At 68.1% G+C, this 24,668-nt stretch carries 36 protein-coding genes; 3 read left to right on the top strand and 33 right to left on the bottom strand.

Annotated features, from left to right (window positions below; all coding sequences use genetic code 11):
* Positions 1 to 55: 55 nt before the first annotated feature.
* On the bottom strand, positions 56 to 1,495 hold the full coding sequence (locus tag ACFWZ2_RS28685; protein ID WP_384550471.1) for an NAD(P)H-hydrate dehydratase: 1,440 nt from the start codon (positions 1,493 to 1,495) through the stop codon (positions 56 to 58).
* Positions 1,496 to 1,757: 262 nt separating this feature from the next.
* On the bottom strand, positions 1,758 to 2,126 hold the full coding sequence (locus ACFWZ2_RS28680; RefSeq protein WP_384550469.1) for a holo-ACP synthase: 369 nt from the start codon (positions 2,124 to 2,126) through the stop codon (positions 1,758 to 1,760).
* Positions 2,127 to 2,184: 58 nt separating this feature from the next.
* On the opposite strand from ACFWZ2_RS28680, the gene coaA reads away from it, so the two are divergent.
* Both coaA and ACFWZ2_RS28670 read left to right on the top strand, forming a co-directional pair.
* Positions 2,185 to 3,174, top strand: a complete 990-nt coding sequence (coaA, locus tag ACFWZ2_RS28675) for a type I pantothenate kinase (protein WP_384550467.1) — start codon at positions 2,185 to 2,187, stop codon at positions 3,172 to 3,174.
* A gap of 91 nt (positions 3,175 to 3,265) precedes the next feature.
* Positions 3,266 to 4,213 carry a DUF389 domain-containing protein gene (locus ACFWZ2_RS28670; protein ID WP_384550465.1) on the top strand — a complete coding sequence of 316 codons (948 nt, stop codon included), beginning with the start codon at positions 3,266 to 3,268 and terminating at the stop codon, positions 4,211 to 4,213.
* A gap of 13 nt (positions 4,214 to 4,226) precedes the next feature.
* On the opposite strand, the gene glmM is transcribed toward ACFWZ2_RS28670, so the two are convergent.
* The 4 genes from glmM to ACFWZ2_RS28650 form a co-directional block, all read right to left on the bottom strand.
* Positions 4,227 to 5,585: a phosphoglucosamine mutase gene (glmM, locus tag ACFWZ2_RS28665; RefSeq protein WP_384550463.1), complete on the bottom strand. Its 1,359-nt coding sequence runs from the start codon at positions 5,583 to 5,585 to the stop codon at positions 4,227 to 4,229.
* A 139-nt stretch (positions 5,586 to 5,724) separates the two neighbouring features.
* Positions 5,725 to 6,246 carry a 30S ribosomal protein S9 gene (gene rpsI, locus ACFWZ2_RS28660; protein WP_384550461.1) on the bottom strand — a complete coding sequence of 174 codons (522 nt, stop codon included), beginning with the start codon at positions 6,244 to 6,246 and terminating at the stop codon, positions 5,725 to 5,727.
* Between the two features lie 42 nt (positions 6,247 to 6,288).
* Positions 6,289 to 6,732 (bottom strand): 50S ribosomal protein L13, encoded by a 444-nt coding sequence (gene rplM / locus ACFWZ2_RS28655; protein WP_369216337.1) that lies wholly within the window; start codon positions 6,730 to 6,732, stop codon positions 6,289 to 6,291.
* Positions 6,733 to 7,195: 463 nt separating this feature from the next.
* Entirely contained in the window at positions 7,196 to 8,461 is a 1,266-nt protein-coding gene (locus ACFWZ2_RS28650) for a glycosyltransferase family 87 protein (protein ID WP_384550458.1), read from the bottom strand.
* A gap of 74 nt (positions 8,462 to 8,535) precedes the next feature.
* Between ACFWZ2_RS28650 and ACFWZ2_RS28645 the strand changes: the two genes are divergently transcribed.
* The gene (locus ACFWZ2_RS28645) at positions 8,536 to 9,402 is read left to right on the top strand and encodes a hypothetical protein (protein ID WP_384550456.1); all 867 of its coding nucleotides are present in this window, start codon (positions 8,536 to 8,538) and stop codon (positions 9,400 to 9,402) included.
* 24 nt (positions 9,403 to 9,426) lie between these two features.
* On the opposite strand, the gene truA is transcribed toward ACFWZ2_RS28645, so the two are convergent.
* The 27 genes from truA to rplB all read right to left on the bottom strand — a co-directional run bounded on the left by truA (position 9,427) and on the right by rplB (position 24,650).
* Positions 9,427 to 10,281 carry a tRNA pseudouridine(38-40) synthase TruA gene (gene truA / locus ACFWZ2_RS28640; RefSeq protein ID WP_384550454.1) on the bottom strand — a complete coding sequence of 285 codons (855 nt, stop codon included), beginning with the start codon at positions 10,279 to 10,281 and terminating at the stop codon, positions 9,427 to 9,429.
* Between the two features lie 80 nt (positions 10,282 to 10,361).
* Positions 10,362 to 10,850, bottom strand: coding sequence for a 50S ribosomal protein L17 (rplQ, locus tag ACFWZ2_RS28635; RefSeq protein ID WP_384550452.1), 489 nt, complete (start codon positions 10,848 to 10,850; stop codon positions 10,362 to 10,364).
* 134 nt (positions 10,851 to 10,984) lie between these two features.
* Positions 10,985 to 12,007, bottom strand: coding sequence for a DNA-directed RNA polymerase subunit alpha (locus ACFWZ2_RS28630; protein WP_016645160.1), 1,023 nt, complete (start codon positions 12,005 to 12,007; stop codon positions 10,985 to 10,987).
* 148 nt (positions 12,008 to 12,155) lie between these two features.
* Positions 12,156 to 12,560, bottom strand: coding sequence for a 30S ribosomal protein S11 (gene rpsK / locus ACFWZ2_RS28625; RefSeq protein ID WP_003948617.1), 405 nt, complete (start codon positions 12,558 to 12,560; stop codon positions 12,156 to 12,158).
* 65 nt (positions 12,561 to 12,625) lie between these two features.
* On the bottom strand, positions 12,626 to 13,006 hold the full coding sequence (gene rpsM, locus ACFWZ2_RS28620) for a 30S ribosomal protein S13 (protein WP_030782528.1): 381 nt from the start codon (positions 13,004 to 13,006) through the stop codon (positions 12,626 to 12,628).
* 202 nt (positions 13,007 to 13,208) lie between these two features.
* The gene (rpmJ, locus tag ACFWZ2_RS28615) at positions 13,209 to 13,322 is read right to left on the bottom strand and encodes a 50S ribosomal protein L36 (RefSeq protein ID WP_003948619.1); all 114 of its coding nucleotides are present in this window, start codon (positions 13,320 to 13,322) and stop codon (positions 13,209 to 13,211) included.
* Between the two features lie 58 nt (positions 13,323 to 13,380).
* A complete protein-coding gene (infA, locus tag ACFWZ2_RS28610) occupies positions 13,381 to 13,602 on the bottom strand; it encodes a translation initiation factor IF-1 (protein WP_003948620.1) in 222 nt (73 codons plus the stop codon).
* A gap of 209 nt (positions 13,603 to 13,811) precedes the next feature.
* The gene (gene map / locus ACFWZ2_RS28605) at positions 13,812 to 14,648 is read right to left on the bottom strand and encodes a type I methionyl aminopeptidase (RefSeq protein WP_384550449.1); all 837 of its coding nucleotides are present in this window, start codon (positions 14,646 to 14,648) and stop codon (positions 13,812 to 13,814) included.
* Between the two features lie 115 nt (positions 14,649 to 14,763).
* Positions 14,764 to 15,417, bottom strand: a complete 654-nt coding sequence (locus ACFWZ2_RS28600; RefSeq protein WP_384550447.1) for an adenylate kinase — start codon at positions 15,415 to 15,417, stop codon at positions 14,764 to 14,766.
* Positions 15,417 to 16,730 carry a preprotein translocase subunit SecY gene (gene secY, locus ACFWZ2_RS28595; RefSeq protein ID WP_384550445.1) on the bottom strand — a complete coding sequence of 438 codons (1,314 nt, stop codon included), beginning with the start codon at positions 16,728 to 16,730 and terminating at the stop codon, positions 15,417 to 15,419. The genes ACFWZ2_RS28600 and secY overlap by 1 nt, the downstream gene beginning before the upstream one ends.
* Positions 16,731 to 16,954: 224 nt before the next feature.
* Entirely contained in the window at positions 16,955 to 17,410 is a 456-nt protein-coding gene (rplO, locus tag ACFWZ2_RS28590) for a 50S ribosomal protein L15 (protein ID WP_384550443.1), read from the bottom strand.
* A 1-nt stretch (position 17,411) separates the two neighbouring features.
* Positions 17,412 to 17,594, bottom strand: coding sequence for a 50S ribosomal protein L30 (gene rpmD / locus ACFWZ2_RS28585; protein WP_005481207.1), 183 nt, complete (start codon positions 17,592 to 17,594; stop codon positions 17,412 to 17,414).
* Entirely contained in the window at positions 17,594 to 18,199 is a 606-nt protein-coding gene (gene rpsE, locus ACFWZ2_RS28580; RefSeq protein WP_016645168.1) for a 30S ribosomal protein S5, read from the bottom strand. Before rpsE ends, rpmD begins: the two co-directional genes overlap by 1 nt.
* A 41-nt stretch (positions 18,200 to 18,240) precedes the next feature.
* Positions 18,241 to 18,624, bottom strand: a complete 384-nt coding sequence (gene rplR, locus ACFWZ2_RS28575; protein ID WP_055553510.1) for a 50S ribosomal protein L18 — start codon at positions 18,622 to 18,624, stop codon at positions 18,241 to 18,243.
* 3 nt (positions 18,625 to 18,627) lie between these two features.
* Entirely contained in the window at positions 18,628 to 19,167 is a 540-nt protein-coding gene (gene rplF / locus ACFWZ2_RS28570) for a 50S ribosomal protein L6 (protein WP_055698229.1), read from the bottom strand.
* A gap of 21 nt (positions 19,168 to 19,188) precedes the next feature.
* The gene (gene rpsH, locus ACFWZ2_RS28565) at positions 19,189 to 19,587 is read right to left on the bottom strand and encodes a 30S ribosomal protein S8 (protein ID WP_018528360.1); all 399 of its coding nucleotides are present in this window, start codon (positions 19,585 to 19,587) and stop codon (positions 19,189 to 19,191) included.
* A gap of 221 nt (positions 19,588 to 19,808) precedes the next feature.
* The gene (locus ACFWZ2_RS28560) at positions 19,809 to 19,994 is read right to left on the bottom strand and encodes a type Z 30S ribosomal protein S14 (RefSeq protein ID WP_003956452.1); all 186 of its coding nucleotides are present in this window, start codon (positions 19,992 to 19,994) and stop codon (positions 19,809 to 19,811) included.
* Between the two features lie 5 nt (positions 19,995 to 19,999).
* On the bottom strand, positions 20,000 to 20,557 hold the full coding sequence (gene rplE / locus ACFWZ2_RS28555; protein WP_125514478.1) for a 50S ribosomal protein L5: 558 nt from the start codon (positions 20,555 to 20,557) through the stop codon (positions 20,000 to 20,002).
* Complete coding sequence (rplX, locus tag ACFWZ2_RS28550; RefSeq protein ID WP_016645174.1) at positions 20,557 to 20,880, bottom strand: 50S ribosomal protein L24; 324 nt, start codon at positions 20,878 to 20,880, stop codon at positions 20,557 to 20,559. The genes rplE and rplX overlap by 1 nt, the downstream gene beginning before the upstream one ends.
* Positions 20,881 to 20,882: 2 nt before the next feature.
* Positions 20,883 to 21,251 carry a 50S ribosomal protein L14 gene (rplN, locus tag ACFWZ2_RS28545; RefSeq protein ID WP_003974257.1) on the bottom strand — a complete coding sequence of 123 codons (369 nt, stop codon included), beginning with the start codon at positions 21,249 to 21,251 and terminating at the stop codon, positions 20,883 to 20,885.
* A 106-nt stretch (positions 21,252 to 21,357) separates the two neighbouring features.
* On the bottom strand, positions 21,358 to 21,642 hold the full coding sequence (gene rpsQ, locus ACFWZ2_RS28540; protein ID WP_055564830.1) for a 30S ribosomal protein S17: 285 nt from the start codon (positions 21,640 to 21,642) through the stop codon (positions 21,358 to 21,360).
* Positions 21,642 to 21,866: a 50S ribosomal protein L29 gene (rpmC, locus tag ACFWZ2_RS28535; RefSeq protein ID WP_006347226.1), complete on the bottom strand. Its 225-nt coding sequence runs from the start codon at positions 21,864 to 21,866 to the stop codon at positions 21,642 to 21,644. Before rpmC ends, rpsQ begins: the two co-directional genes overlap by 1 nt.
* Positions 21,866 to 22,285: a 50S ribosomal protein L16 gene (rplP, locus tag ACFWZ2_RS28530; protein WP_059424836.1), complete on the bottom strand. Its 420-nt coding sequence runs from the start codon at positions 22,283 to 22,285 to the stop codon at positions 21,866 to 21,868. Before rplP ends, rpmC begins: the two co-directional genes overlap by 1 nt.
* 5 nt (positions 22,286 to 22,290) lie before the next feature.
* Positions 22,291 to 23,130: a 30S ribosomal protein S3 gene (rpsC, locus tag ACFWZ2_RS28525; protein WP_055698226.1), complete on the bottom strand. Its 840-nt coding sequence runs from the start codon at positions 23,128 to 23,130 to the stop codon at positions 22,291 to 22,293.
* Positions 23,130 to 23,477: a 50S ribosomal protein L22 gene (gene rplV, locus ACFWZ2_RS28520; protein WP_009997296.1), complete on the bottom strand. Its 348-nt coding sequence runs from the start codon at positions 23,475 to 23,477 to the stop codon at positions 23,130 to 23,132. Before rplV ends, rpsC begins: the two co-directional genes overlap by 1 nt.
* 42 nt (positions 23,478 to 23,519) lie before the next feature.
* A complete protein-coding gene (rpsS, locus tag ACFWZ2_RS28515; protein ID WP_030782571.1) occupies positions 23,520 to 23,801 on the bottom strand; it encodes a 30S ribosomal protein S19 in 282 nt (93 codons plus the stop codon).
* A 12-nt stretch (positions 23,802 to 23,813) separates the two neighbouring features.
* Positions 23,814 to 24,650 carry a 50S ribosomal protein L2 gene (rplB, locus tag ACFWZ2_RS28510; RefSeq protein ID WP_055698225.1) on the bottom strand — a complete coding sequence of 279 codons (837 nt, stop codon included), beginning with the start codon at positions 24,648 to 24,650 and terminating at the stop codon, positions 23,814 to 23,816.
* Between the last annotated feature and the right edge of the window lie 18 nt (positions 24,651 to 24,668).

Genomic DNA, 24,668 nt, shown 5'->3' with positions numbered 1-24,668 from the left:
CCGCGCCCCTTCGGGGCGCACCCGAACCGCACCGGACTTCCACAAGGCCGCTTAGCTAGCGCCGTACGTCACGCCACGCCGCCGGAATCGCGGCGGCGACGTCGTGCGCGCCCACCGGCGCCCCGTCGGCCGCGAGCCGGGCCGCGAGGCCGTGCAGATACGCGGCGACGGAACCGGCGTCCCGCGCGCCGAGCCCCGCAGCGAGCAGCGAGCCCGCGAGCCCGGACAGCACGTCGCCGCTGCCCGCGGTGGCCAGCCACGGGGTCCCGGTGGGATTCACGCGCACGACGCCATCGGCCGCGCCGACCAGCGTGGTCGACCCCTTCAACAACACCGTCGCCCCGAACCGCCCCGCCACCTCCCGCACCGCGGAAAGCCTGCCCGCCTCGACCTCCTCACGGGCCACGCCGAGCAGCGCGGCGGCCTCGCCCGCATGCGGCGTGAGCAGGGTCGGCGCACGCCGCTCCCGCACGGCCCGCTCCCCCGCGAGCCGCAGCCCGTCCGCGTCGATCAGCACCGGCACATCGGCGTCGACCACGTCCCGCAGCCGCTCCGCGTCGTCCCCGAGCCCCGGACCCACCACCCACGCCTGCACCCGCCCTGCCTTCGACACCGGCCCCGCCGACACCAGCGCCTCGGGGAACCGCGCGATGACGGCGTCCGCCGCGGGCCCCACGTACCGCACGGCGCCCGCGCCCCCGCGCAGCGCGCCCGCGACGGCGAGCACGGCGGCACCCGGGTACCGCGCCGACCCGGCGACGATCCCGACCACGCCCCTGCGGTACTTGTCGCTCTCCGCGCCCGGCTCCGGCAGCAGCCGCGCCACATCGGCGTACTGCAAGGCCTCCAACACGCGCTCGCCCGCGGGCAGTTCGAGCCCGATGTCGACCAACCGCACCACACCCGCGTACTCCCGTGCGGGATCGACGAGCAGCCCCGGCTTGTACGCCCCGAACGTCACGGTCACATCGGCCCGCACCGCCTCGCCGTGCACCTCACCGCTGTCCGCGTCGACGCCGCTCGGCAGGTCGACGGCGACCACGACACCCGCGGACTCCCGTGCCACGGCGGCGAGTCGGGCGGCCCGCGGCCTGAGCCCGCCGCGTCCCCCGATCCCCACGATGCCGTCCACGACGAGCCCCGCCCGGCCGACGGCCTCCTCCGCCCGCGGTCCCTCCCCGTCCACGACCACGCCCCCCGCGGCCCGCAGCGCGGCGAGCCCTCCGGCATGGGTCCGCTCCCGCGACGCCAGCAGCACGGCACTGACCCCGGCCCCCCGGCGCGCCAGCCTGGCCCCCGCGTACAGCGCGTCCCCGCCGTTGTCCCCGCTGCCCACCAGCAACGTGACCCGCGCCCCGTACACCCTGCCGAGCAGCCGCGCGCACTCAGCGGCCAACCCGGCCGCCGCCCTCTGCATCAACGCCCCCTCGGCGAGGCGCCCCATCACTTCCCGCTCCCCCGCCCGAACGCTCTCCACGCCATAAGCAGTACGCATCCCCCCAGTCTCCCCCTCCCCCACGCCCTACGCCTCCGTCAGCGCCCCCGGCGCCGCTGGGGTGGGGGGAGAGGTGGCGGCATCCCCCACCGGCCCGCAGCCACAAACGCTCGCGAGGGGACGTGGGGGTATGTGCGCACGGAGCACCTCGACCCACCCTGACGGCAAACACTGACCGAGGCATCAACCACGGGATAGCGAGTACGCACATACCCCCACGGCCCCGCCCCACAGCCAAGCCCAAGGCGAGACGCCAGCCCCCTCACCCCTCCGCAATAACCACCGCAGAAGCCACCCCCGCATCATGACTGAGCGACACATGCCACCCCCGAACCCCCAACACCTCAGCCCGCTCAGCCACACTCCCCCGCACCCGCACCCGCGGCTGCCCGCTCTCCTCCACATACACCTCGGCATCCGTCCACCGAAGCCCCCCCGGCGCCCCCAGCGCCTTCGCCAACGCCTCCTTCGCCGCGAACCGCGCCGCCAGCGAGGCAACCCCCCGCCGCTCCCCGCTCGGCAGCAGCAACTCACCCGCCACGAACAGCCGCTCCGCCATCCCGGGCGTCCGCTCCAGCGCGGCCCCGAACCGCTCGATCTCCGCGACGTCGATGCCAACCCCAATAATCATCGGCTCAGCGTGACACACCCCACCCCGCCCGCCGTTCAAACAGCCGTAACAATGGACTGTGATCTCTTCGGTCTCCTCGCCGCCGCGGAGCGCCCACCGGCACAAGCCGGAGGCGACTCCCTACGTCGACCTCACCCGCACGGAGTGGAGCGCGCTGCGCGCCAAGACTCCCCTGCCCCTGACCGCCGACGAGCTGGAGAAGCTCCGTGGCCTCGGCGACGTCATCGACCTGGACGAGGTGCGGGACATCTATCTCCCGCTCTCCCGCCTCCTGAACCTCTACGTGGGCGCGACGGACGGCCTCCGCGGCGCCCTGAACACATTCCTCGGCGAGAAGGGCTCCCAGTCGGGCACGCCGTTCGTCATAGGAGTCGCCGGCTCCGTGGCGGTCGGCAAATCGACCGTCGCCCGCCTGCTCCAGGCCCTGCTCTCCCGCTGGCCGGAACACCCGCGCGTGGAACTGGTCACCACGGACGGCTTCCTGCTCCCCACCAAGGAGTTGGAGGCCCGCGGCCTGATGTCCCGCAAGGGCTTCCCGGAGTCGTACGACCGCCGCGCCCTGACCCGCTTCGTGGCGGACATCAAGGCGGGCAAGGACGAGGTGACCGCCCCCGTCTACTCCCACCTGATCTACGACATCGTCCCCGGCCAGCGCCTCACGGTCCGCCGCCCCGACATCCTGATCGTCGAGGGCCTGAACGTCCTGCAGCCCGCGCTCCCCGGCAAGGACGGCCGCACCCGCGTGGGCCTCGCGGACTACTTCGACTTCAGCGTGTACGTGGACGCCCGCACGGAGGACATCGAGCGCTGGTACCTGAACCGCTTCAAGAAACTGCGGGACACGGCGTTCCAGAACCCGTCCTCGTACTTCCGCAAGTACACGCAGGTCTCCGAGGACGAGGCGCTCGACTACGCCCGCACCACCTGGCGGACCATCAACAAGCCGAACCTCGTGGAGAACGTGGCACCCACCCGGGGCCGCGCCACCCTCGTCGTACGCAAGGGCCCCGACCACAAGGTGCAGCGCCTGAGCCTGCGCAAACTCTGAGCACCCCGGCACGGCACACCCGCCCCTGCCGGACGCCCGCCGGACGCCCGCCGGACGCCCCGAGGCGTCAACACCGCGTTAGTGTGCGCCCATGCTGCATCTGCGCCTCATCACCCCCGCGGACAAGACCGACGCGGTGGTGCGCCTGATCGAGAAGACGGTCGGCACCACCCATCTCGCGGTGGTGCCCGGCGCCGCCCGCAACCCGGCGGGCGACGTCATCATGTGCGACGTCGCGCGTGAGGCGGGCGACGAGCTGATCGGCGGGCTGCGCGCGCTCGAGATCGACAAGTCCGGCTCGATCGCGGTGGAGAACATCGACCTGTCGCTCTCGCTCCGCGCGGACAAGGCGGAGGACGAGGCCCCGGGCGAGGGCGCGGACGCGGTCCTGTGGGAGCAGCTGACCGACGCGACCCACGAGGAGTCGACGCTCTCGATCACCTATGTCGCGTTCCTCATGATCGCCACGATGATCGCGGCCTGCGGCGTCGTGCTCGACAACGCGATCCTGATCGTGGGCGCGATGGCGGTGGGCCCGGAGTTCGGCCCGCTCGCGGGTTTCTGCACGGCTCTGGTGCAGCGCGCACCCCGTCTCGCCCTGCGCTCGCTCATCGCGCTGATCGTGGGCTTTGCGGCGGCGATGGTGGTGACGGTCGGGTTCAGCTACTTCATGGACGCGATGAACCTGTTCAGCGACGCGCAACTGAGAGCCGAGCGCCCGAACACGAGCTTCATCTACAACCCCGACTGGTTCTCGTTCGTGGTGGCGGTCCTCGCGGGCGCGGCGGGCACGCTCTCGCTCACTTCGGCGAAGTCGGGCGCCCTGGTCGGAGTGGCGATCTCCGTGACGACGGTCCCCGCGGCGGCGAACGCCGCGGTCGCCTTCAGCTACGACGAGTACAAGCAGGCGTGGGGCTCGACGGAGCAGCTCCTGCTCAACCTCCTGGGCATCGTCCTCGCCGGGACGCTCACGCTGCTGGCCCAGAAAATCCTGTGGGCCAGGCAGCGCGAGCGCACCGCGAGGTCACGACACCTCTAGGGCCTGTCCGGCCCTATCCGAGCGCGGACTTGACCACGTCGGCGAGCCGCCCGGCCACCGAACGCGCCTGCTCGATGTCGGCCGCCTCGACCATGACCCGCACCAGCGGCTCGGTGCCGGAGGGCCGGAGCAGCACCCGCCCGGTGGAGCCCAGCTCGCGCTCGGCCTCGGCGACGGCGGCGGACAGCTCGGGCGAGGTCTTCACGCGCGACTTGTCGACGTCGGGCACATTGATGAGCACCTGCGGAAGCCGCTCCATCACACTCGCGAGTTCCGCGAGGGAGCGCCCCGTCTCGGCGACCCGCGCCGCGAGCAGCAGCCCGGTCAGCGTGCCGTCGCCGGTGGTCGCGTGGTCGAGGATGATCACGTGCCCGGACTGCTCGCCGCCGAGGGCGAAGCCGTGCTCCTTCATCGACTCCAGGACGTAGCGGTCGCCGACGGCGGTCTGCACGAGCGAGAGCCCCTGCGCCTCCATGGCGAGCTTGAAGCCGAGGTTCGACATGACGGTGGCGACAACGGTGTCGTGCCGCAGCGAGCCGTGCTCCCGCATGGCGAGGGCGAGCACGGCGAGGATCTGGTCGCCGTCGACCTCGGCACCGGTGTGGTCCACGGCGAGGCACCGGTCGGCGTCCCCGTCGTGCGCGACGCCGAAGTCGGCCTTGTGCTCGACGACGGCGGCCTTGAGCAGCTCCAGGTGCGTGGATCCGCACCCGTCGTTGATGTTCAGGCCGTCGGGCTGGGCGCCGATCGTGATGATCTCGGCACCGGCGCGGGTGAACGCCTCGGGCGAGACACGGGCGGCGGCGCCGTGCGCCTCGTCGAGGACGATCTTCAGCCCGTCGAGGCGGTTCGGCAGGACCCCGATGAGGTGGGCGACGTACTGGTCGAGCCCTTGGTCGTACGACGTCACGCGGCCGACACCCGACCCGGTGGGCCGCTGCCACGGAGCCCCCGTGCGGTGCTCCTCGTACACGGACTCGATGCGGTCCTCAAGATCGTCGGCGAGCTTGTGGCCGCCGCGGGCGAAGAACTTGATGCCGTTGTCGGGCATGGCGTTGTGGCTTGCGGAGAGCATCACGCCGAGGTCGGCGCCCAGCGCACCGGTGAGATGCGCCACCGCGGGGGTGGGCAGCACACCGACGCGCAGGACGTCCACGCCCGCGCTCGCGAGGCCCGCGACCACCGCGGCCTCCAGGAACTCCCCGGACGCACGCGGGTCACGGCCCACCACCGCCGTCGGGCGATGGCCCTCGAAGGTGCCCGCCTCGGCCAGTACGTGCGCCGCCGCCACGGAGAGTCCGAGCGCCAGCTCGGCCGTCAGATCCGCGTTGGCGACACCACGCACGCCGTCCGTGCCGAAGAGTCGTCCCACTGCTGTCCTCCGAACGTTCCAGAAAACCCAATACCCCTGTCCCGGTGAGTCCCGGGTCCCCAGGGGTTCCTGATAGACGAACGCCCCGGCAGCACGATGTGTGCCGCCGGGGCGAACGAAAAGTACAAGCAGGCAGCGATTAGCGCTTGCTGTACTGCGGGGCCTTGCGGGCCTTCTTGAGACCGGCCTTCTTGCGCTCGACCGCACGGTCGTCGCGCTTGAGGAAGCCGGCCTTCTTGAGGGCGCCGCGGTTGTTGTCGACGTCGGCCTCGTTCAGGGCGCGGGCGACACCGAGACGGAGCGCACCGGCCTGACCGGAGACGCCGCCACCCGAGATGCGGGCGATGACGTCGTAGCGGTCGTCGAGCTCGAGCACCTTGAAGGGCTCGTTGACTTCCTGCTGGTGGACCTTGTTCGGGAAGTAGTCCTCGAGCGTGCGCCCGTTGATCTTCCACTTGCCGGTGCCCGGGACGATCCGGACGCGGGCGATGGCGTTCTTGCGACGGCCCAGGCCGGCGGCCGGCTGCGGGTCGCCGAAGCGCGCGGCGTTCGACTCCGAGGTGTACTCGCCCTCGACGGGCGCCTCGGACTCGGTGGTGTACTGCTCTACGTCAACAACCTCGGTCTCTTCGACCGGCTGCTCAACGGTGGTCTCGGCCACGATTCTCCTCAGATTTCTTTACGTCTTTGGGGGTGGCCGGAACTACTGCGCGACCTGGGTGATCTCGAACGGGACCGGCTGCTGAGCGCCGTGCGGGTGCTGGTCGCCCGCGTAGACCTTCAGCTTCGAGAGCATCTGACGGCCCAGGGTGTTCTTGGGGAGCATGCCCTTGACGGCCTTCTCGATGGCCTTCTCGGGGCTCTTCTCGAGCAGCTCGTCGTAACGGACGGAACGCAGACCACCCGGGTAACCGGAGTGGCGGTACGCCATCTTCTGGGTCTTCTTGTTGCCGGAGAGGTGCACCTTCTCCGCGTTGATGATGATGACGAAGTCACCGGTGTCAACGTGGGGGGCGTAGATCGGCTTGTGCTTGCCACGCAGGAGGGTGGCAGCGGTGGTCGCCAGACGACCCAGGACGATGTCCCGGGCGTCAATGACGTGCCACTGGCGGGTCACATCGCCGGGCTTGGGGCTGTACGTACGCACTTCGTAGCCTTCGCTTCTTCAGTGGATGGGGTCCAGACACACGGCACCCAGGAAGCGATCATGCAGCTGGGGCTCACAATGCCGGGGACGCTGCCCGTATGCGAGCCACTGGTAACTGCTCCAGGGAACCTACGTAAGGGCCCTTTCGCGTGAGAACGAGGAAGCCAATACGTATCAATCCCCGAGATTACCTGCGCCACCCCGTACGGGTCAAAACGCGGTCCAGCTGCCCCTCCAGAATAGCCACCCCAAGCCCGACACCGCCCACCCCAGCGGGGGGGGGCAGGCAGGCCCCCACCGCCCCGCAGCCGCAATCGCAACCCGAGGGGGTGCGGCGGTATGTCCGCCCGGAGCACGGCGCGCCACGCACCGAGAGAGATGACGGTGGCCCCACCCCGGGATAGCCCGGGACAGCGAGGACGGACATACCGCCGCGGCCCCGCCCCACGGACGCAAGCGGCCATCACCCACCCCGAACCCCCACCCCCTCCCGCCGCCCCCGGGGCACCGCAGCCCCCCGAAGCACACCGCCCCCACCCCGCCGACCCGCCACACACCGCCACCCGGCCACCCCCGCGAGCAGGCACAACGTCACCGCATCCTTGAAGGCCCGCCGAGTCCCCACCTCCAGCCACGGCCACGCGAACCCCGGCACCTGCGGCACGAGCGCCACCCAGAACCAAGGACTCCGCGCCACCGCCCCCGGCGCCAGCACCCCGGCGAGCAGCAGCGGAAGAACAACAAGGAGGTAGTGGTCGTACGAAGGACGGGAGACCAGAAACGCCGCAAGCATCAGCATCACCGCGGTCTCCACAACCCGAGCCGCCCCCTCGTCCCCCCGCCCCCACGCCCACCGCCGCCACGCACACCACACCCCACCCACCGCCGCCCCCGCGGCCAACAGCCCCGCGACCGACTCCGGCACCCCGAGCCGCGCAAGCACCACTCCGGGCGATGCCTCATAGAGACGTACGAAACTGTCCTCACCGCGCAGCAGAAAGGGCAGCGTCCGCGTGAAGAAGCCCCCCGGATCCGGCATCAACAGCGCCGCGCCCACCGACCCCACCGCAGGCACCCCCACCGCGACCGCGAGGGCCCGCCACCGCCGGGCGAAGAGGAAGAGCAGCACGACGGGAGCGAGCAGCGGCTTCACCGCGACGGCCGCGCCGATGGCAAGCCCCGCCGCACCCCACCGCCCCCGGCACGCGAGGAGCAGCACGAGCGGCAGCACGGCGGCGGACGCCACGGTCCAGTTGCCGAGCGCGATCAGGTGCCCGAAGGGCGCGAAGCCGAGCGCCAGCGCGAGCAGCCCGTACACCGCGAACCTGCTCCGCAACGCCACCCCGTGGATCCGCAGCGCGCACCCCCACCCGAACACGAGCCCCCCGGTGACCCCTGCGGGCACGAGGAAGCGCGCGACGCCCTGCGGCAGCACGGCCTGCGGCACCGCGGCGAGCACCGCCCCCGGCAGATAGAGGAAGTGCCGGTCGGCATAGGGCGAGCGCCCCTGGAGCCAGGCCTCGGCGGCCCGCACCACGATGGCGTTGTCCATCCCGCCGTCCGGCACGGCGAGGCCCGCCCGGACGCTCCCGGCGAGCAGCACCACCCCGAGCACGGCCCAGGCGTGCCAGGAGGCGGGACGCAGCAGCCCGCCACGCACCGCCTCCCCCACCCCGCCGACCTCGCCCGCCCCGTCCGCCCCACTTACCTCCGTTTTGCCCGTATTCATGCGCCTCAGGCTAGGTCGAGCACCCCCTTCGACCCCCGCTCAACATCCCCAACTCCCCGTCTAAGATGCGCCCCATGAGCTTTGGGCAAGGGGGACCTCAGTGGGGTCCGGGGGGAACGGGCGGACCCGGCGGCGGGCCCACGCCCGACTGGGCGGCGCTCGCCGAGGCATCCGAGGCGCGCACCCGCCGCCGCAAGTGGCTGATGATCGGCGGCGGCGCGTTCGCCACGATCGGCATCGCCGCGGCCGTCGCGATCACCGTCGTCTCCGCGAACAGCGACGACAGCTCCGCGTCGAACAAACCGGCCAGCGAGCTCCCGGCGACCGAGGACATCCCCGGCGCGAGCGAGGACCCCGAACCGTCCTTCTCGGCGACCACCCCGCCGCCCCCGCCGGACCCCAAGGACTTCATCTCCAGCGCCAAGAAGGACAGGGCCCCGCTCACCCCCGAGGGCTTCTTCCCCGGCAAGACGTACACGTCGGGCGCGAGCGTCTACAAGAAGGGCGCGACCGACAGCACCAAGAAGTGCACGTCCGTCACCCAGAACGCCCTCGGCTCGGTCCTCGCCAAGAACGACTGCACCAGCCTGATCCGCGCCAGCTACATCAAGGACGGCATCGCGGTCACGGTCGGCGTCGCCGTCTTCGACACCGCGGCCGACGCGGCCAAGGTCAAGGCCCAGGCCGACAAGGGCCTGGTCAACTCGCTGCCGGGCAAGGGCATCGCCGACTTCTGCCGCACGGGCGTGTGCCGCGGCACCTACAACGCCTACGGCCGCTACGCGTACTTCACCACCACCGGCTACACCAGCGGCAAGGACGTCACACCGAAGGACGCCAAGGCCTACGCCGTCGGCGACGACCTGGCCCGCTTCGCCTTCCAGCGCATCAACCAGCGGGGCCAGGCCCAGGCATCGGCCGCGGCCAACGCCCCGCAGTAGTCAGGTCGGCCCGGCGGCCGGGGCTCAGCAGCACCCGGCGCCGGGCAACGTCCGCTTGTTGCGTGCTTCCTTGCTCCGCGCGGCGAGCAACTCGTCGGCCGGATAGCCGACTTCCTCGAGCGTGAGCCCGTGCGGCCGCACGACGTGCACGGCGGAGTCCCGCACCCCGGCCGCGAGCACCTTCGCGGGCCACTCCACGGGCCGGTGCCCGTCCCCCACGAACAACATGGCGCCGACCAGCGACCGCACCATGTTGTGGCAGAACGCGTCGGCCCGCACGGTCGCTTCGAGGATCCCGTCGTCCCGCCGCACCCAGTGCAGTTCCTGGAGCGTACGGATGGTCGTGGCACCCTCGCGCTTCTTGCAGTACGCCGCGAAGTCGTGCTCGCCGATGAGCTTCTCGGCCGCGGCGTTCATCGCGTCGAGGTCCAACTCCCAGTCGTGCCACAGCACATGACCGCGCAACAGCGGGTCGACGCCGCCCGGGTGGTCGGTCACGCGGTAGGCGTACCGCCGCCACACGGCCGCGAACCGCGCGTTGAACCCGGCAGGCGCCTCGGCCACCTTCCACACCCGCACATCGTGCGGCAGCCGCCCCGCGAGCCGGCGCAGCAGCTTGTCGGCGTGCTCGGCCCACACGCTCTCCGGCAGATCGACATGGGCGACCTGCCCCCGCGCATGCACCCCGCTGTCGGTCCGCCCCGCGACGGTCAGCTCGTACGTCTCCTGCGACCGCGTCACGGTCCGCAGCGCGGCCTCGATCTCCCCCTGGACGGTCCGCTGCCCCTGCCGCTGCTTGGCCCAGCCGGAGAAGTCCTTGCCGTCGTACGAAAGGTCGAGACGCACCCGCACAAAGCCGGGCTCTACTTCATCACTCACACCAACATCCTCTCAGCCGGGCGCGCACACGAAAGCGGGCCCGCCCCGAAGGGCGGACCCGCTCACTGCAAGGCAGAGCCTCAGGCGTCCTTGGACTCCTCGGCGGCCTCAACCGGCGCGTCCTCGACGGGCGCGTCCTTCTTGAGGGCGTCTTCCTTGACGGCACGCTTCGTGGCGGCCTCGGCCTCACCGGTGGCCTCCTGGGCCACGGTCAGGGCCTCCACCAGCTCGATGATCGCCATGGGCGCGTTGTCGCCACGACGGTTACCGATCTTGGTGATGCGGGTGTAGCCACCCGGGCGGTTCTCGTAGCGCGGGCCGATCTCCGTGAAGAGCGTGTGCACGATGCTCTTGTCGGTGATGACGGACAGCACCTGGCGGCGGTTGTGAAGGTCGCCCTTCTTCGCCTTGGTGACCAGACGCTCCGCGTACGGACGCAGACGACGGGCCTTCGCCTCGGTGGTGGTGATGCGGCCGTACTCGAAGAGCTGCTTGGCGAGGTTCGCCAGCAGAAGCTTCTCGTGCGCGGCGCTGCCGCCCAGACGGGCACCCTTGGTGGGCTTCGGCATGGTGTTTCTCCTTGATGTCTGCCCCGGCCGTATCAGGTACCGGGGTCAGTGGCCGCGCCCCGATAGGGGCGCGGGGAACTGCGCGACCAGCCACAACGGACGCACAGCCAAAATCCGTCCTAAGCGCGGAGCGCCTAGTACTGCTCGGTCTCGACGAAGCCCGCGTCCGCGTCGTCGTCGGCGCCGAAGGCGTCGGCGGCGGCGGTCGGGTCGAAGCCGGGAGGCGAGTCCTTCAGCGCAAGGCCCATGCCATTGAGCTTCATCTTGACCTCGTCGATCGACTTCGCACCGAAGTTGCGGATGTCGAGCAGATCCGCCTCGGAGCGGGCCACGAGCTCACCCACGGAGTGGATGCCCTCGCGCTTGAGGCAGTTGTACGACCGAACGGTGAGCTCGAGCTCCTCGATCGGCAGCGCCAGATCGGCGGCAAGGGCGGCGTCCGTCGGGGACGGGCCCATGTCGATGCCCTCGGCGTCGATGTTCAGCTCACGGGCAAGCCCGAAGAGCTCAACGAGCGTCTTACCAGCCGAAGCCATGGCGTCACGCGGACGCATGGCCTGCTTGGTCTCGACGTCGACGATCAGCTTGTCGAAGTCGGTGCGCTGCTCGACACGCGTGGCCTCGACCTTGTACGTGACCTTCAGAACCGGCGAGTAGATGGAGTCGACCGGGATACGACCGATCTCCTGGCCCACCTGCTTGTTCTGGACGGCGGAGACGTAGCCGCGACCGCGCTCGACGGTCAGCTCCATCTCCAGCTTGCCCTTGCCGTTGAGCGTGGCGAGGACGAGGTCGGGGTTGTGCACCTCGACACCGGCCGGGGGCGCGATGTCGGCGGCGGTGACCAGACCCGGGCCCTGCTTGCGCAGGTACATCACGACCGGCTCGTCGTGCTCCGAGGAGACGACCAGCTGCTTGATGTTGAGGATCAGGTCGGTGACGTCTTCCTTGACGCCCGGCACGGTGGTGAACTCGTGCAGGACACCGTCGATGCGGATGGACGTGACGGCCGCACCCGGGATCGAGGAGAGAAGGGTCCGGCGCAGGGAGTTGCCGAGGGTGTAACCGAAGCCCGGCTCCAGCGGCTCGATCACGAACCGGGAGCGGAATTCGTCGACGACCTCTTCGGTCAACGAGGGACGCTGAGCGATCAGCATGAAGTGATTCCTTCAGTCAGGGGCACCCACTATTTGATGCCCTGATTCATTACAAGGGTACGGGCGACCCGGCCGAAAAGAGGCGGGTCGCCCGAAGCCCTTCAAGCCGAAAGACGGCCGAGACCACAGATGCGTAACGCACCTGAGGTCAGACGCGCCTCCGCTTGGGGGGACGGCAGCCGTTGTGCGGCGTGGGCGTCACGTCCTGGATCGAGCCGACCTCAAGACCGGTCGCCTGGAGCGAACGGATGGCGGTCTCACGACCGGAACCCGGGCCCTTGACGAAGACGTCGACCTTGCGCATGCCGTGCTCCTGGGCGCGACGGGCAGCCGACTCGGCGGCCATCTGCGCGGCGAACGGCGTGGACTTGCGCGAGCCCTTGAAGCCGACGTGGCCGGCGGAGGCCCAGGAGATCACGTTGCCGGTCGGGTCCGTGATGGACACGATCGTGTTGTTGAACGTGCTCTTGATGTGAGCGTGCCCGTGGGCGACGTTCTTCTTTTCCTTGCGGCGCACCTTCTTGGCAGCGCCCTGACGACCCTTGGGGGGCATCTATAACTCCTACGGGAGGTGGTCGGTCCTGCAGCGTCAGCTGTCGATAGACCGCTGAGCGAGGACTACTTCTTGCCCGGCTTCTTCTTACCGGCGATGGCGCGACGCGGGCCCTTGCGGGTGCGGGCGTTCGTGCTGGTGCGCTGACCGCGGACGGGCAGACCACGACGGTGACGGAGACCCTGGTAGCAACCGATCTCGACCTTGCGGCGGATGTCGGCCTGGATCTCGCGACGGAGGTCACCCTCGGTCTTGATGTTGGCGTCCACGTACTCACGGATCTTGACGAGGTCTTCCTCGGTCAGGTCGCGAACGCGGGTGTTGCGGTCCACCTCGGTGGCGTCCAGCGTCTGCTGGGCCAGCGTGCGGCCGATGCCGAACACGTAGGTGAGGGCGACCTCGATGCGCTTCTCGCGCGGGAGGTCAACACCTTCAACGCGTGCCATTCATGGCTCCTGTTGATTCTTCGGAGGTCTTCAGCAGAACCACTCCCAGTCGCCGTCCTCTTGAAGAAAGAGTTGGTACGTCCTGGGTCCCCGGCCTCCGACCGGGGGTGTCGCCCTCCATTACCAAAGGAACTGAAGAGGGACGGGTCCTGCGTATGTGCTTACTTGCGTCGCGCGAAAATCTGCGAACTGCAGTCGTGCGTCAGCCCTGGCGCTGCTTGTGGCGCGGGTTGTCGCAGATGATCATGACCCGGCCGTGACGGCGGATCACCCTGCACTTGTCGCAGATCTTCTTGACGCTCGGCTTGACCTTCATTGGGTGAGGTTCTCCGGGTCAGTGCCACCACCCCGCGCGAGCGGGATGCGGGCAAGATCTACTTGTACCGGTAGACGATCCGGCCACGCGTCAGGTCGTACGGAGACAACTCCACCACGACCCGGTCGTCAGGGAGGATGCGGATGTAGTGCATGCGCATCTTGCCGCTGATGTGTGCCAGGACCTGGTGGCCGTTCTGGAGCTCCACCTTGAACATGGCGTTCGGAAGAGACTCGACGACAGTGCCTTCGATCTCGATGGCACCTTGCTTCTTGGCCACGCTTCGCCCTTCGAATCGACTACCTTGATCGACTTCGCGTGCCGTACCACCTGCAAGCCTGCAGGCATACGGATGCACGAGAGCCGACGAGTCAGTCTACGTCAGTGCACTCGGAAAGACGAATCGAGAAAGTTTGCCCCACAACCAAGATCCCTAAGCAAGAGGACACGCCCCTGTGGGCGGGCGACGCCCGCCCCGGCGCAGCCGGTTCAGCCCAGCGGATCCGGCGCGACGGTGACCCCGTACTCCGCGAGCTTCGCCTTGCCGCAGTCGGGCGAGGTGAGGACCAGCGGGCCCGCCTCCGTCAGCGCGACGGAGTGCTCCCAGTGCGAGGACCAGGTCCCGTCCGTCGTGACGACGGTCCAGTCGTCCTCGAGCACCTCGGTCCGCGGCGTCCCCAGGGAAACCATCGGCTCGATGGCGAGGCAGAGCCCAGGCACGAGCTTCGGCCCCTTGCCCCGGCGCCGCTCGACGTAGTTCAGCAGATGCGGGTCCATGTGCATCTCGGTGCCGATGCCGTGCCCGCCGTAGTCCTCGACGATCCCGTACTTGCCGCCGCCGGGCTTCGGCTGGCGGCGGATGTACGTCTCGATGGCACGGGAGATGTCGACGAGCCGGTTCCCCTGCTTCATCGCCGCGATGCCCGCCCACATCGACTCCTCGGTCACCCGGGACAGCTCGACGAGCTCCGGGGCGTGACCGGTCCCCACGAACGCGGTGTAGGCCGCGTCACCGTGCCAGCCGTCGATGATCGCGCCGGCGTCGATGGAGATGATGTCGCCGTCCTTGAGGACGGTCTTGTCGTCCGGGATGCCGTGCACGACGACCTCGTTGACCGAGGTGCAGATCGTGGCGGGGAAGCCGCCGTACCCGAGGAAGTTGGACTTCGCACCGTGCTCGTCGATCACCTTGCGGGCGACCTCGTCCAGGTCCCTCGTGGTGGCGCCGGGCACCGCGGCCTCACGCGTCGCGGCGTGGATGGCTGCGACGACAAGTCCCGCCTCACGCATCTTCGCGATCTGCTCGGGGGTCTTGATCTGCACCATGGGGCTTCCGCTCTCCGTCATCCGTCAACAACCGGCTACGTACACACAACCGGGTACGTAGACAACACTACGGCCGCGGTCCCCCTCAGGGCACCGCGGCCGAACAGCGTACTGACTACTTGTCGCCCTTGAGGGCGTCCATCGCGCGCTTCGTGACCTCGTCCACCTTGCCGAGCGCGGAGATCGTCACGACCAGACCCTGGGTCCGGTAGTAGTCGATGATCGGCTCGGTCTGCGTGTGGTAGACCTCGAGGCGCTTGCGGACGGTGTCCTCGCTGTCGTCCTCGCGCTGGTACAGCTCGCCGCCGCAGACGTCGCAGACGCCTTCCTGCTTCGGCCGGGAGTACGTCACGTGGAAGACGTGGCTGGAGTCCTTGCGGCAGATGCGACGGCCCGCGATCCGCTTGACGACCTCGTCCTCGGGGACCTCCAGGTCCAGGACGGCGTCGAGCTTCACGTCGTCGGCCTTGAGGGCCACGTCGAGCGCCTCGGCCTGCGACACGTTCCGCGGGAAGCCGTCGAGCAGGAAGCCGTTCTCGGCGTCCGGCTGGGCCATGCGGTCCTTCGCCATACCGATGGTCACCTCGTCGGGGACGAGGTTGCCGGCGTCCATGAACGCCTTCGCCTGCTTGCCCAGTTCCGTGCCCTGGCTGATGTTGGCACGGAAGAGGTCGCCCGTGGAGATGTGCGGGATCGACAGGTTCTTGGCGAGGAACGCGGCCTGCGTTCCCTTGCCCGCACCGGGCGGCCCGACGAGGACGATTCGCATCAGCGGAGGAACCCTTCGTAATTGCGCTGCTGGAGCTGGCTCTCGATCTGCTTCACGGTTTCCAGACCCACACCCACGATGATGAGGATGCTCGTCCCGCCGAACGGGAAGTTCTGGTTTGCCCCGAAGCCCACCAACGCCATCGTCGGCACAAGAGCGATCAGACCCAGATACAGCGAACCCGGCCACGTGATCCGGTTGAGTACGTAGCTCAGGTACTCAGCGGTCGGACGGCCAGCCCGGATGCCCGGGATGAAGCCACCATACTTCTTCATGTTGTCGGCGACTTCCTCGGGGTTGAACGAGATAGCCACATAGAAGAAGGCGAAGAAGACGATCAGAACGAAGTACGTGGCGATGTAAATCGGGTGGTCACCCTTGGTCAGGTTCGCCTCGATCCACGTCTTCCATCCCGACTGGCCACCCGCGAACTGGGCGACGAGCGCCGGGATGTAGAGCAGCGAGGAGGCGAAGATCACAGGGATGATGCCCGCCTGATTGACCTTCAGCGGGATGTACGTCGACGTACCCCCGTAGGACCGGCGGCCGATCATTCGCTTCGCGTACTGGACCGGAATGCGCCGCTGCGCCTGCTCGACGAAGACCACCAGGCCGACCATGACGAGACCCACCGCGATCACGGTGCCGAACTCGATCCAGCCGCCCGCCAGGTCACCCTGCTCCTTGATGGCCCACAGGGCGCTCGGGAAGGTGGCGGCGATCGAGATGAACATCAGGATCGACATGCCGTTGCCGATGCCGCGGTCGGTGATGAGCTCACCGAGCCACATGACACAGGCCGTACCGGCGGTCATCGTGATGACCATCGTGATGGTGACGAAGATCGACTGGTCCGGCACGATCTCGCTGGCGACGGAGCAGCCCTGGAACAGGGTGCCCGTGCGGGCGGTGGCCACCAGGCCCGTGCCCTGAAGGATCGCGAGTGCGATGGTCAGGTAGCGCGTGTACTGCGTGATCTTCGCCGTGCCGGCCTGGCCCTCCTTCTTGAGGGCCTCGAGCCGCGGGATCACCACGGTCAGCAGCTGCAGAATGATGCTCGCCGTGATGTACGGCATGATGCCGAGGGCGAAGATCGTGATCTGCAGCAGCGCGCCACCACTGAACATGTTGACGAGGCCGAACAGCCCCTGGTTGGCGTTGGCCTGGTCAATGCACTGCTGGACGTTGGTGTAGTCAATGCCGGGAATCGGTACGTGCGTACCGACCCGGTAGATCACGATGATGCCGAGCGTAAAGAGCAGCTTCTTGCGCAGGTCGGGCGTCTTGAACGCCCGGGCGAACGCGGTGAGCACGGTGCCTCCTGCGACCCCCGCGCGCGTGCGCCAGAGGTGGTGGTCTGAGGTTCGACGAATACGTATCAGTCAAGAAAACCGTGCGGGCAGACCGCACGGAGCTTAGACAGTGCACGCCACCTTACCGGCGACCGTGCCCCCCTTGGAACGACCAACCGGGGATGCCCCTTTTGTGGGGCATCCCCGGCTGGGAATCGTTCATGTCATCGACACGTCTGAGGGAATCAGACGAGCTCGGTGACGGTACCGCCCGCGGCGGTGATCTTCTCCTTGGCGGAGCCGGAGACGGCGTCGACCGTCACCTGCAGCGCCACGGTGATCTCGCCCTGGCCGAGCACCTTGACGAGGCTGTTCTTGCGAACGGCACCCTTGGCGACCAGACCCTCGACGGTGACCTCGCCACCCTCCGGGTACAGCGCGCTCAGCTTGTCGAGGTTCACGACCTGGAACTCGGTCTTGAACGGGTTCTTGAAGCCCTTGAGCTTCGGGAGACGCATGTGGAGGGGCATCTGGCCACCCTCGAAGCGCTCCGGAACCTGGTAACGGGCCTTGGTGCCCTTGGTACCACGACCAGCGGTCTTACCCTTGGACGCCTCACCACGACCCACACGGGTCTTGGCGGTCTTGGCTCCCGGGGCGGGCCGGAGGTTGTGGACCTTCAGCGGGTTCTGCTCCGCCATGTCAGTCGACCTCCTCAACCGTCACGAGGTGGCGGACGGTGTGCACCATTCCGCGGAACTCGGGGCGGTCCTCCTTGACGACCTGCGTGTTGATGCCCTTGAGACCAAGGGAACGCAGGGTGTCGCGGTGGTTCTGCTTGCTGCCGATGTACGACTTCGTCTGCGTGATCTTGAGCTGTGCCATTACGCACCCGCTCCCGCACGCGCACGAAGGAGAGCCGCGGGGGCGACGTCCTCGAGGGGCAGACCACGGCGAGCCGCGATCTCCTCGGGACGCTGCAGGCCCTTGAGGGCCGCCACGGTCGCGTGCACGATGTTGATCGCGTTGTCGGAGCCCAGGGACTTCGACAGGATGTCGTGCACGCCGGCGCACTCGAGCACGGCACGCACCGGGCCACCGGCGATAACACCGGTACCGGGGGAAGCAGGCTTGAGCAGGACGACGCCCGCGGCCTTCTCGCCCTGGATCGGGTGCGGGATGGTGCCCTGGATACGGGGGACCTTGAAGAAGTGCTTCTTGGCCTCCTCAACACCCTTGGCGATGGCGGCCGGCACCTCCTTGGCCTTGCCGTAACCGACACCCACGGTGCCGTCACCGTCGCCCACCACGACCAGCGCGGTGAAGCTGAAGCGACGACCACCCTTCACAACCTTGGCGACGCGGTTGATCGCGACAACGCGCTCAACGTACGCGGTCTTCTCGGCGGCAGCAGCGCCACCGTCGCGACCCTTCCGGTCCCGCCGCTCGCCGCCACCGGCACCGCCACCGCGGCGCTGGGGTCCAGCCATTGGAATTACCTCTCTCTGTTTCCGCTAGCTACGGAACCGACTCAGAACTTGAGTCCGGCTTCGCGGGCGGCGTCCGCCAGGGCGGCGATGCGCCCGGCGTACTGGTTACCACCACGGTCGAACACGACAGCCTCGACACCGGCGGCCTTGGCGCGCTCGGCGACCAGGGCGCCGACCGACTTGGCCTGCGCGGACTTGTCGCCCTCGGCGCCGCGGATCGTGGTGTCCAGGGTCGAAGCCGACGCAAGGGTGTGACCCTTGATGTCGTCGATGACCTGGGCCACGATGTGGCGGTTGGAGCGCGTCACGACCAGGCGCGGACGCTCAGCCGTACCCGAGATGTGCTTACGGATCCGGATGTGACGACGCTTGATGGCAGCACGCTTGTAAGCGTCGCCCTTAGCAATCTTGACACCGTATGCCATGGCTTACTTACCCGCCTTTCCGACCTTGCGGCGGATGACTTCGCCCTCGTACTTGACACCCTTGGCCTTGTACGGGTCGGGCTTGCGCAGCTTGCGGATGTTGGCCGCAACCTCGCCGACCTTCTGCTTGTCGATGCCCTCGACCGAGAAACGGGTCGCGGACTCCACCTTGAAGGTGATGCCCTCGGGGGCCTCGACCAGGATCGGGTGGCTGTAGCCCAGCGAGAACTCCAGGTTGGAGCCCTTCGCGAGGACGCGGTAACCGACACCGCTGATTTCGAGCTTCTTCACGTAACCCTGGGTCACGCCGGTGATCATGTTCGCCACCAGCGTGCGGGACAGGCCGTGCAGGGCCTTGTTCTGACGCTCGTCGTTCGGGCGGGTGACGTTCAGGACGCCGTCCTCACCCTTAGCGATCTCGATCGGCGCGACGACGGTGTGCGTGAGGGAACCCTTGGGGCCCTTCACCGCGACCGTACGGCCGTCGATGGTGACGTCCACGCCGGCGGGAACCGTGATGGGGAGCTTGCCAATACGCGACATTAGCTATTCCTCCGTTCCCGACTACCAGACGTAGGCGAGGACTTCCCCACCTACGCCCTTCTTGCCTGCCTGCTGGCCGGTCAGGAGACCGTGCGACGTGGAGATGATCGCCACGCCGAGGCCGCCGAGGACCTTCGGCAGGTTGGTGGACTTCGCGTAAACCCGGAGACCGGGCTTGGAGATCCGCTTGATGCCCGCAATGGAGCGCTCACGGTTCGGGCCGAACTTCAGCTCGAGAACGAGGTTCTTGCCGACCTCGGCGTCCTCGACCTTCCAGCCCGTGATGAAGCCCTCCTGCTGGAGGATCTCCGCGATGTGCGACTTGATCTTGCTGTGCGGCATCGCCACGGTGTCGTGGTACGCCGAGTTCGCGTTACGCAGACGAGTCAGCATGTCCGCGATCGGATCAGTCATGGTCATGAATTGGCCTTCGGCCTCTCTCGCCGTGGTTTCCTATCTGCGCCATCCCTCTCCCCACTCAGAGGCGGGACGGGTGCGGCGCGGGGACCTACGGCGTAGTAAGTCGGTCAGGGCGGCAGACGCCCAACCCTCCTAGCCTAAGCCATGTGGAGGAGGGCCTCTGCCAACCCTTTACTTACCGAGAGATCCAGACAATCCCGTATGCCCAAGGGGCAGGGGGACTACCAGGAGCTCTTGGTCACGCCCGGCAGCTCGCCACGGTGAGCCATCTCACGAAGGCACACGCGGCACAGGCCGAACTTGCGGTACACGGAGTGCGGACGGCCGCAGCGCTGGCAGCGGGTGTACGCACGCACACCGAACTTGGGCTTACGAGCAGCCTTGGCAATCAGAGCCTTCTTCGCCATCTCGCTTACGCCTCCTTGAACGGGAAGCCGAGGTGACGAAGGAGGGCGCGGCCCTCGTCGTCGTTGGTCGCCGTGGTGACCACGGTGATGTCCATACCCCGGACGCGGTCGATCTTGTCCTGGTCGATCTCGTGGAACATGACCTGCTCCGTGAGACCGAAGGTGTAGTTGCCACGGCCGTCGAACTGCTTGGGGGACAGACCACGGAAGTCGCGGATGCGCGGCAGCGCGAGCGACAGGGTGCGGTCCAGGAACTCCCACATGCGGTCGCCACGGAGCGTGACGTGGCAGCCGATCGGCTGGCCCTCGCGCAGCTTGAACTGCGCGATGGACTTCCGGGCCTTCGTCACGGCCGGCTTCTGACCGGTGATCGTGGTCAGGTCGCGGATGGCGCCGTCGATCAGCTTCGAGTCACGGGCGGCGTCGCCGACACCCATGTTGACCACGATCTTGACCAGGCCGGGGATCTGCATGACGTTCTCGTACGAGAACTCCTCACGCAGCTTGCCCGCGATCTCCTCGCGGTACTTCGTCTTGAGACGCGGAGTGGTGGTGGTCGTCATCAGATGTCCTCACCCGTCCGCTTGGCAACGCGGATCTTGTTGCCCTCGTCGTCGAAGCGGTAACCGACGCGCGTGACGACCTTGTTGCCGTCCTTCTCCACGACCAGCTGGACGTTGGAGACGTGGACGGGGGCCTCGGTGGTCACGATGCCGCCGGCCTGCGAGCCGCTGGCGGTCGGGCCGGCCTTCGTGTGCTTCTTGACCCGGTTGACACCCTCGACCAGGACGCGCTCGTCGCGCGGGTAAGCGGCAATGACCTTGCCCTGCTTGCCCTTGTCCTTACCGGTGATGACCTGGACCAGGTCGCCCTTCTTGATCTTCATGCTTACAGCACCTCCGGCGCGAGCGAGATGATCTTCATGAACTTCTTCTCGCGCAGCTCACGGCCGACGGGGCCGAAGATACGGGTGCCGCGAGGGTCGCCGTCGTTCTTCAGAATGACGGCGGCGTTCTCGTCGAAGCGGATGTACGAGCCGTCCGGACGGCGGCGCTCCTTGACGGTGCGAACGATGACCGCCTTGACGACGTCACCCTTCTTCACGTTGCCACCGGGGATCGCGTCCTTGACGGTGGCGACGATGACGTCACCGATGCCCGCGTAGCGGCGACCCGAGCCACCGAGAACACGAATGGTGAGAATTTCCTTCGCACCCGTGTTGTCGGCGACGCGAAGTCGCGACTCCTGCTGGATCACGTCTATCTCCTGTTTGTCTGCCGGTTCCCGGCAGGGGCTTCGCTCTTACGAGCTGGGCCCCTGCCGAGCCTGGCGGAACTGAACCTGAAGGAAACCCTTCAGGTAATTACTTGGCCTTCTCGAGGATCTCGACGATGCGCCAGCGCTTGGTCGCCGACAGCGGACGCGTCTCCATCAGGAGGACGCGGTCGCCGACGCCGGCAGCGTTCTGCTCGTCGTGCGCCTTGAGCTTGTTCGTACGGCGGATGACCTTGCCGTACAGCGCGTGCTTGACGCGGTCCTCGACAGCGACGACGACGGTCTTGTCCATCTTGTCGCTGACGACCAGACCCTCACGGGTCTTGCGGAAGCCGCGGTCGGTCTTCGTCTCAGTCACGTTGCTCTCGCTCATCAGGCGCTCTCCACCGTCTCGATGCCCAGCTCGCGCTCACGCATCAGGGTGTAGATCCGCGCGATGTCCTTACGGACGGCCTTGAGCCGGCCGTGGTTCTCGAGCTGACCGGTCGCCGCCTGGAAGCGGAGGTTGAACAGCTCTTCCTTGGCCTCGCGGAGCTTGTTGACAAGCTCCTCGTTGCCCAGTTCGCGCAGCTCGGACGCCTTGGTTCCCGCCGACATCACGCTTCACCTGCCTCGCGCTTAACGATCTTGCACTTCATCGGCAGCTTGTGCGCTGCACGAGTCAGCGCCTCACGCGCGATCTTCTCGTTGGGGTACGACAGCTCGAACATCACGCGTCCGGGCTTGACGTTGGCGACCCACCACTCCGGCGAACCCTTACCGGAACCCATGCGGGTCTCGGCAGGCTTCTTGGTGAGGGGGCGGTCCGGGTAGATGTTGATCCAGACCTTGCCGCCACGCTTGATGTGACGCGTCATGGCGATACGAGCGGCCTCGATCTGACGGTTCGTCACGTACGCCGGGGTCAGCGCCTGGATGCCGTACTCGCCGAACGCAACCTGCGTGCCACCCTTGGACATACCGCTGCGCTTCGGGTGGTGCTGCTTGCGGTGCTTGACCCTACGGGGGATCAGCATTTCGGTCAGGCCTCCGTTCCGGTGCTCTCAGCAGCCGGAGCGGCAGCGGCGGGAGCGTCGGCCTTGGGGGCCTCGGCAGCCGGCGCGGACTGCTGCTGCGGCTTGCGACCGCGGCCGCCACGCTCGCCACCACGGCCACCACGGGCCGGGCGGTCGTTGCCACCACGGGCCGGGCGGTTGCCGGCGCGGGCAGCGGCGTTCTCGGCGCGGACCTCGGCGATGTTCTTGACGTCGCCCTTGTAGATCCAGACCTTCACGCCGATGCGGCCGAAGGTCGTCTTGGCCTCGAAGAAGCCGTAGTCCACGTTGGCGCGGAGCGTGTGCAGGGGCACACGGCCCTCGCGGTAGAACTCCGAGCGGGACATCTCGGCGCCGCCGAGACGGCCACCGCACTGGATCTTGATGCCCTTGGCGCCCGCCTTCATCGCCGACTGCATGCTCTTACGCATGGCGCGACGGAAGGAGACGCGGGAGGACAGCTGCTCCGCGACGGCCTGGGCCACGAGCTGAGCGTCGACCTCGGGGTTCTTGACCTCGAGGATGTTCAGCTGGACCTGCTTGCCCGTGAGCTTCTCGAGGTCACCGCGGATGCGGTCGGCCTCGGCGCCACGACGGCCGATGACGATGCCGGGACGAGCGGTGTGGATGTCCACACGCACGCGGTCACGGGTGCGCTCGATCTCAACCTTCGAGATGCCGGCGCGCTCCATGCCGGACGTCATCATCCGACGGATGGCGACGTCTTCCTTGACGTAGTCCTTGTACAGCTTGTCGGCGTACCAACGCGACTTGAAGTCGGTCGTGACACCGAGCCGGAACCCGTGCGGGTTTACCTTCTGGCCCATTACCGGGTTCCTTCCTTGCTGCTGACGACCACGGTGATGTGGCTGGTCCGCTTACGGATCCGGTAGGCACGGCCCTGGGCACGCGGACGGAACCGCTTCAGGGTCGGGCCCTCATCCACGTACGCCTCGCTGATGACCAGCGTGGAGGCGTCGGTGTGGTCGTAGTTGTGCGCGGCGTTGGCAATGGCGCTGTCCAGCACCTTGCCGACCGGCACGCTCGCGGCCTGCGGGGCGAAACGCAGGACCGCCTGAGCCTCCGTGGCATCCATGCCACGGATGAGGTCCACCACGCGGCGGGCCTTCATGGGCGTGACGCGGATGTACCGCGCCTGGGCCCTGGCTTCCATGGTTGTCCCTTCGGTGTTAGTCATAGTCGATTCCACCCCGCCTTAGCGGCGCTTCGACTTCCGGTCGTCCTTGACGTGACCCCGGAAGGTGCGCGTCGGCGAGAACTCGCCGAGCTTGTGGCCGACCATCGACTCGGTGACGAACACCGGGATGTGGGTCTTGCCGTTGTGCACCGCGATCGTGTGGCCCAGCATGCTGGGGATGATCATCGAGCGACGGGACCAGGTCTTGATGACGTTCTTGGTGCCGGCTTCGTTCTGGGCGTCCACCTTCTTTACGAGGTGGTCGTCAACGAAGGGCCCCTTCTTGAGACTGCGCGGCATCTAAACCCGCTCCTAGCGCTTCTTGTTCGACTTGCGGCGGCGGACGATGTACTTGTTGCTCGCCTTGTTGCGATCACGAGTACGACCCTCCTTCTTGCCCCACGGCGAGACCGGGTGACGACCACCGGAGGTCTTGCCTTCACCACCACCGTGCGGGTGGTCGACCGGGTTCATCACGACACCACGCACGGTCGGGCGGACGCCCTTCCAGCGCATGCGGCCGGCCTTGCCCCAGTTGATGTTCGACTGCTCGGCGTTGCCGACCTCGCCGATGGTGGCGCGGCAGCGGACGTCGACCAGGCGGATCTCACCGGACGGCATGCGAAGGTGCGCCATGGCGCCTTCCTTCGCGAGCAGCTGCACGGAGGCACCCGCGGAGCGGGCGAACTTCGCGCCGCCGCCGGGCCGCAGCTCGATGGCGTGGATGGTCGTACCGACCGGGATGTTGCGCAGCGCCATGTTGTTGCCGGGCTTGATGTCGGCACCGGGGCCGCTCTCAATCCGGTCACCCTGCTGCGTGCCGCGCGGGGCGAGGATGTAGCGCTTCTCGCCGTCCGCGTAGTGCAGCAGCGCGATGCGCGCGGTGCGGTTGGGGTCGTACTCGATGTGCGCGACCTTGGCCGGCACGCCGTCCTTGTCGTGACGACGGAAGTCGATCACGCGGTAGGCGCGCTTGTGTCCGCCACCCTGGTGGCGAACGGTGATCCGACCGGCGTTGTTACGGCCGCCCTTGCTGTGCAGCGGGCGGACCAGCGACTTCTCCGGCGTGGACCGCGTTACCTCGACGAAGTCGGCGACGCTGGAGCCACGACGGCCCGGCGTAGTCGGCTTGTACTTGCGGATTCCCATTTCTCAGTCCTCGTCCGA

The organism is Streptomyces sp. NPDC059002, from assembly GCF_042740435.1.
GTDB lineage: Bacteria > Actinomycetota > Actinomycetes > Streptomycetales > Streptomycetaceae > Streptomyces.
Note: the sequence above shows the minus strand (reverse complement) of the source record. Positions and strands in the feature narration are given on the sequence as shown.

Excerpts from the sequence above, each read along its gene's own strand:
- rpsE (WP_016645168.1), bottom strand. The coding sequence starts at position 18,199 with ATGGCTGGACCCCAGCGCCGCGGTGGCGGTGCCGGTGGCGGCGAGCGG.
- rplB (WP_055698225.1), bottom strand. The coding sequence starts at position 24,650 with ATGGGAATCCGCAAGTACAAGCCGACTACGCCGGGCCGTCGTGGCTCC.
- ACFWZ2_RS28670 (WP_384550465.1), top strand. The coding sequence starts at position 3,266 with ATGCTGCATCTGCGCCTCATCACCCCCGCGGACAAGACCGACGCGGTG.
- rplP (WP_059424836.1), bottom strand. The coding sequence starts at position 22,285 with ATGCTGATCCCCCGTAGGGTCAAGCACCGCAAGCAGCACCACCCGAAG.
- rplV (WP_009997296.1), bottom strand. The coding sequence starts at position 23,477 with ATGGAAGCCAGGGCCCAGGCGCGGTACATCCGCGTCACGCCCATGAAG.
- rplX (WP_016645174.1), bottom strand. The coding sequence starts at position 20,880 with ATGAAGATCAAGAAGGGCGACCTGGTCCAGGTCATCACCGGTAAGGAC.
- rpsC (WP_055698226.1), bottom strand. The coding sequence starts at position 23,130 with ATGGGCCAGAAGGTAAACCCGCACGGGTTCCGGCTCGGTGTCACGACC.
- rpsH (WP_018528360.1), bottom strand. The coding sequence starts at position 19,587 with ATGACCATGACTGATCCGATCGCGGACATGCTGACTCGTCTGCGTAAC.
- rpsK (WP_003948617.1), bottom strand. The coding sequence starts at position 12,560 with ATGCCCCCCAAGGGTCGTCAGGGCGCTGCCAAGAAGGTGCGCCGCAAG.
- rpmJ (WP_003948619.1), bottom strand. The coding sequence starts at position 13,322 with ATGAAGGTCAAGCCGAGCGTCAAGAAGATCTGCGACAAGTGCAGGGTG.
- ACFWZ2_RS28560 (WP_003956452.1), bottom strand. The coding sequence starts at position 19,994 with ATGGCGAAGAAGGCTCTGATTGCCAAGGCTGCTCGTAAGCCCAAGTTC.
- rpmC (WP_006347226.1), bottom strand. The coding sequence starts at position 21,866 with ATGTCGGCGGGAACCAAGGCGTCCGAGCTGCGCGAACTGGGCAACGAG.
- rpmD (WP_005481207.1), bottom strand. The coding sequence starts at position 17,594 with ATGGCACAGCTCAAGATCACGCAGACGAAGTCGTACATCGGCAGCAAG.
- rplE (WP_125514478.1), bottom strand. The coding sequence starts at position 20,557 with ATGACGACCACCACCACTCCGCGTCTCAAGACGAAGTACCGCGAGGAG.
- ACFWZ2_RS28650 (WP_384550458.1), bottom strand. The coding sequence starts at position 8,461 with ATGAATACGGGCAAAACGGAGGTAAGTGGGGCGGACGGGGCGGGCGAG.
- rplR (WP_055553510.1), bottom strand. The coding sequence starts at position 18,624 with ATGGCATACGGTGTCAAGATTGCTAAGGGCGACGCTTACAAGCGTGCT.
- ACFWZ2_RS28685 (WP_384550471.1), bottom strand. The coding sequence starts at position 1,495 with ATGCGTACTGCTTATGGCGTGGAGAGCGTTCGGGCGGGGGAGCGGGAA.
- rpsS (WP_030782571.1), bottom strand. The coding sequence starts at position 23,801 with ATGCCGCGCAGTCTCAAGAAGGGGCCCTTCGTTGACGACCACCTCGTA.
- rpsM (WP_030782528.1), bottom strand. The coding sequence starts at position 13,006 with ATGGCACGCGTTGAAGGTGTTGACCTCCCGCGCGAGAAGCGCATCGAG.
- rplF (WP_055698229.1), bottom strand. The coding sequence starts at position 19,167 with ATGTCGCGTATTGGCAAGCTCCCCATCACGGTTCCCGCCGGCGTGGAC.
- rpsQ (WP_055564830.1), bottom strand. The coding sequence starts at position 21,642 with ATGAGCGAGAGCAACGTGACTGAGACGAAGACCGACCGCGGCTTCCGC.
- ACFWZ2_RS28600 (WP_384550447.1), bottom strand. The coding sequence starts at position 15,417 with ATGCGAATCGTCCTCGTCGGGCCGCCCGGTGCGGGCAAGGGAACGCAG.
- rplQ (WP_384550452.1), bottom strand. The coding sequence starts at position 10,850 with ATGCCGAAGCCCACCAAGGGTGCCCGTCTGGGCGGCAGCGCCGCGCAC.
- rplO (WP_384550443.1), bottom strand. The coding sequence starts at position 17,410 with ATGGCGGAGCAGAACCCGCTGAAGGTCCACAACCTCCGGCCCGCCCCG.
- ACFWZ2_RS28680 (WP_384550469.1), bottom strand. The coding sequence starts at position 2,126 with ATGATTATTGGGGTTGGCATCGACGTCGCGGAGATCGAGCGGTTCGGG.
- ACFWZ2_RS28645 (WP_384550456.1), top strand. The coding sequence starts at position 8,536 with ATGAGCTTTGGGCAAGGGGGACCTCAGTGGGGTCCGGGGGGAACGGGC.
- map (WP_384550449.1), bottom strand. The coding sequence starts at position 14,648 with ATGGTGCAGATCAAGACCCCCGAGCAGATCGCGAAGATGCGTGAGGCG.
- ACFWZ2_RS28630 (WP_016645160.1), bottom strand. The coding sequence starts at position 12,007 with ATGCTGATCGCTCAGCGTCCCTCGTTGACCGAAGAGGTCGTCGACGAA.